This is a genomic window from Flavobacterium sp. (assembly GCF_028712645.1).
Classification (GTDB): Bacteria; Bacteroidota; Bacteroidia; order Flavobacteriales; family Flavobacteriaceae; genus Flavobacterium.
Window position 1 is genome coordinate 1 of sequence record NZ_JAQTPQ010000296.1, and the last position, 3,991, is coordinate 3,991.

The following is a 3,991-nucleotide window of genomic DNA, read 5'->3' on the forward strand; positions in this document are numbered from 1 at the left end:
TTCCGATCTAATGACCAATGCTTTTCAAAACAAATTAAAAGAAATTAATTATTTATCTAAAATTACTTTATAGTTTGAAGTTCCTTCATTGTTTGTAACATTAAGGATATAAGTCCCATTTCCAAAACGAGAAAGATCAATATTTTTAGTTGTTCCTGCTGCACTTACGTCAACTTTTTCCTCATACACAACTTGACCCAACATATTCGAAACTCTTATATTTTTAATTTCATTTTTGAAATCAACACTAAGCATACCGTTAGAAGGGTTTGGATAAACAACAACTCGTGTATTTGGCGAAACATTTTCTTCAACTCCCAAAGCCGTAGGTGTCCAATCGATAATTACTGTATTGAAATAAGTAACTGGTGATACTGGTGTCAAATGTTGTGCAGTCGGTCCTTTATGAAAAGTAAAACTAGCTATCGTACCATGATTATTAACGCCTGAATCAACCCAAGAACTTTCAATCCAAACTGTATAATCTCCGTCTGGTACAGTAACACCATTAGCAGATCCTACCACATTTTTACCATCCCAAGTAATGGTTCTTGTACCATAAGCTGGACTAGGATTGGCTACAGATGGTCCGCTTAAAGTTGCTCCAGTTGTAGCATCTGTAATATTTGAATTCGCCCCAGAAGAATTAGATAAAATACCCCCAGATTTAACAGACCAAATTGGTAAATGATCTACTTCTTTAACTGCATATTTATTTCTAGTTTTAATAAATACTCCAGCACTATTTTCTATCCAAATGGCTAAAATATTTTTAATACCTTTATTTGGGGCTGGAGATGATGGTATTGGCTGATTGTAAGTAAACGTTAGTGTTCCAGCTGTTGTAGTTTGTGCGGACATATTTAGCGAAAAGCAAAGAAATAATGCAATTCCAGCTAGATAAAGTAATTTTGATTTCATCTTTTTAAATTTAGATTGTTAATATTATGGAGAAAAGGGATATTTATATTTGTATAAAACATTACTATTTGAAAACCTATTCAAAAAAGTAAAGGAGCTCTAAATATCAATTATTTAGAGCTCTTACATTTAATTAATTTGCTTCGAGAACAAAATTGATTGAAACATTTGCGTTCTCGGCAATCTTACCTTTTACAAGATTTGGAATTTCGATGTTATAATCTTGAGGTTTAATTTTGATTAAACTTGATGCGCTAATTTTTCCAGCATTCAAGGCAAGGCTAACTTTAGATTTTATCTTTTTAGTAACGCCGTGTATTGTCAAATCCCCTTCGAAATCATAGGAAGATTTTGCTGATGATATTTTTTTTGCATCAAAGTTTAAAATTTTCCCTTTGAAAGTTGCTTTAGGAAATTTAGAAGATTCCATATAATTCTCATTAAAATGCTCTTCCATTAATGGAGACTTAAATTTAAATGCTTTTACTAAAACCAAGGCTACAAAATCACCTGTAGCTTCATCAAAAATACAAGAAACGGTACTATTTGTCCCTGCAATCTCTTCAAAAGCAGGCATTGAAGCTTCGAACCTTACTTCTCCTGCACGAGTCATCATTTTTTGAGAAAAAACTATATTTCCTACTAAAAAACACATTGATAAAATTATTATCTTTTTCATCTTTATTATTTATTTTAATTTATATTGATTAATTTACAAAACCTTGAGTTTGCCAAAGTATGAACATATCGATTGTAGTTTGTGGCATTCTGCCAGATGTAGGCATAATACTTCCGAAACATATTGATGGATCATCTATCCTACAAAGAAGACTTCCATTTTGAATAGCATCTTTTACTTCGGCATAGCTTTCCAAATTAGGAAATTGCTGACCTCCAGAATGACATCCAGAACAAGTTGATTTTACTATCGGGCCAACATTAGCAGTATAAGTTGGATTAGCGACAAAGGAAATGTCCTCATAAGTATTTGATTCACAAGATTCGATTACCACTCCAGCCATTATTATCATTAAAAATATTATTACTTTTTTCATCTTAATTCTTTTATTTATTTTAAAAAACTCTGTACATATTAAATCCAAAATAGAGACTTCCTCCATTCCAATCACCTCTTGTATTAGAAAATACTGCAACATCATTCATTGGCTGACTATTGGAAACTACCAATTGAAAAACGTGTCCACCTGTTTCGATGTCTAAACCTACTGAAAGCGGATTTTGATAAGGAGAAACAAAACCTTCAACCAATACCATTCGTGCAGCATATTCTAAATTTACGCTTAATCTTTTGGATAATTTATATCTTGTTCCGGCTCCTAAAAAATATTGATCCTTTTGTTCTACACCATATTCATATAAATTTTTATGAACATAAATAGGTGCAACCTCAAATGAAAATGATTCGGAGAATTTTCTAGAAATTATCAATTGGGATGAAAAAGCCAATCGGTTAGTGAATTTAATTCCTGGATTTGCAGCTTTTTTAAGGTCACTATTAATATCCATGGTATTATAACCAACAATGGTTACAGGAAAACCACTTTCTATCTGATTAGCAAATTTATACTTTGCAGATAATTCATATAATTTATTATAGGTTTGCCTTGATGCTCCAAGAGATAACCAGTTTGTAACTCCATAAATACCACCCACTTTAGTCAGAGCATTATCCATTCCGAAAAAATTATTAATCCCTTGGGTCAAATCTCCAAAACGGTGTGACACGACCATATACCATTCACCTTGGGCAGGTAATTTCGTCGATTGCATATTACATATTTGTAATCCTTTAAAAGCGGCAGGTGCAATTTCTTTTACATCTGGTTGTTGGGCATCTAATTGATTTAATAAGTCGTCTTGTGCTGAGGCAAATCCTATTGCAAAAAACACAAGCATAAAAGATAAAAAGTTTTTCATTCTCATTTAATTTAATTTAGTTGTTTGTTTTAATTTTAAAAAAGATGTTTTGCATCGAAAACACAAAACACCCATAATTGTAATTTTTTAGGGTATTTAAGATGCCTTAAAACATTGATCAAGTTTCAATTCACCCATTAAATCATCGTAACCAACAACTCTTCCTTTTAAAGTTACTATTTGGTCTTTTTGAATTGTAGCATCAAAATCTTTTAAATTACATATAATAGAGCCATCCATTATAACTTCATTACCTGTAATTTTTGTTATAGTCCCTTTTATAGCGATTGCTTTTTCGAGATATTTTTTATTGGATGCCTCTATATTAGAAGCAAATTCATTTGCGATGTTTTTTGAAGTAACCTCAAACGCAGTTTCTTCGGTTGCTAAATTTCTTGCGCCTCCATACATTATGTAATTAAATCCCGTAAATGCCACTATTCCAACTACTACAATTGAAAAAATGATTGTTCTAAATTTTTTGTTCATACTAATTAATTTAAATTTCTATAAATGTTTTTCTGTACTCTAAATAACAATTTGACTTCTATTTGTCTTTGTTTGTAGTTTAAACATTCATAAAGAAAAATACCCTACCTCAAAAACAACATTTTTTTTTAAAAAAATAAGCAAAAAGCAATAATACCCGTACAAATCTATTTTTTACTATTTTTTGTAAGAATAAGTCTCTATTATAAAATAAATCAGCTAGTATAAAAGCAATTTTATTAAAATAATCTTTCAAAAATTTTGCAACTATTTTATTGATACGTTTTATTCTTAAAAATTTATCACTTTTAAAAGTAAAAAACAGAACTTGACTACAATCTTTTATAGTTTTTAATATGTCCTATTTCAACTTTGAAATTTTGAAGTTCTAATTCTGGAATTTGGCTCATCAAATAAATTGAATTCGGATGAATTCCTAAAAAATACAGAGTTGAACTTATATAGATTACAAAATATTATAACTTTAAAAAGAATTTACAGAATTCACACTTTTACTATTCTTATTCAAATGGACAGTAAAGAATCCGAAATGCGCACAATCAGCCCTGAACCGCTAAATCATCAGAATCCTGAACAAACAGCGCAAGAACCGTTTCAGGGTCGTCTTCCAGCGCGGCACGCA

General features: G+C 30.7%; 6 protein-coding genes. 1 reads left to right on the forward strand and 5 read right to left on the reverse strand.

What is annotated here, in order from left to right:
- Nucleotides 1–48: 48 nt before the first annotated feature.
- From PHC28_RS16580 to PHC28_RS16600, 5 genes are all read right to left on the reverse strand, one after another.
- Nucleotides 49–921: a T9SS type A sorting domain-containing protein gene (locus PHC28_RS16580; protein WP_300103239.1), complete on the reverse strand. Its 873-nt coding sequence runs from the start codon at nucleotides 919–921 to the stop codon at nucleotides 49–51.
- Nucleotides 922–1,054: 133 nt separating this feature from the next.
- Nucleotides 1,055–1,600: a YceI family protein gene (locus tag PHC28_RS16585; protein ID WP_300103241.1), complete on the reverse strand. Its 546-nt coding sequence runs from the start codon at nucleotides 1,598–1,600 to the stop codon at nucleotides 1,055–1,057.
- 28 nt (nucleotides 1,601–1,628) lie between these two features.
- A complete protein-coding gene (locus PHC28_RS16590; RefSeq protein WP_300103243.1) occupies nucleotides 1,629–1,976 on the reverse strand; it encodes a hypothetical protein in 348 nt (115 codons plus the stop codon).
- Between the two features lie 19 nt (nucleotides 1,977–1,995).
- Complete coding sequence (locus PHC28_RS16595) at nucleotides 1,996–2,859, reverse strand: DUF5777 family beta-barrel protein (protein WP_300103245.1); 864 nt, start codon at nucleotides 2,857–2,859, stop codon at nucleotides 1,996–1,998.
- Between the two features lie 96 nt (nucleotides 2,860–2,955).
- Entirely contained in the window at nucleotides 2,956–3,348 is a 393-nt protein-coding gene (locus tag PHC28_RS16600) for a hypothetical protein (RefSeq protein ID WP_300103246.1), read from the reverse strand.
- 451 nt (nucleotides 3,349–3,799) lie between these two features.
- On the opposite strand from PHC28_RS16600, the gene PHC28_RS16605 reads away from it, so the two are divergent.
- On the forward strand, nucleotides 3,800–3,991 hold a 192-nt coding region (locus tag PHC28_RS16605; RefSeq protein WP_300103248.1), incomplete at its 3' end, for a hypothetical protein.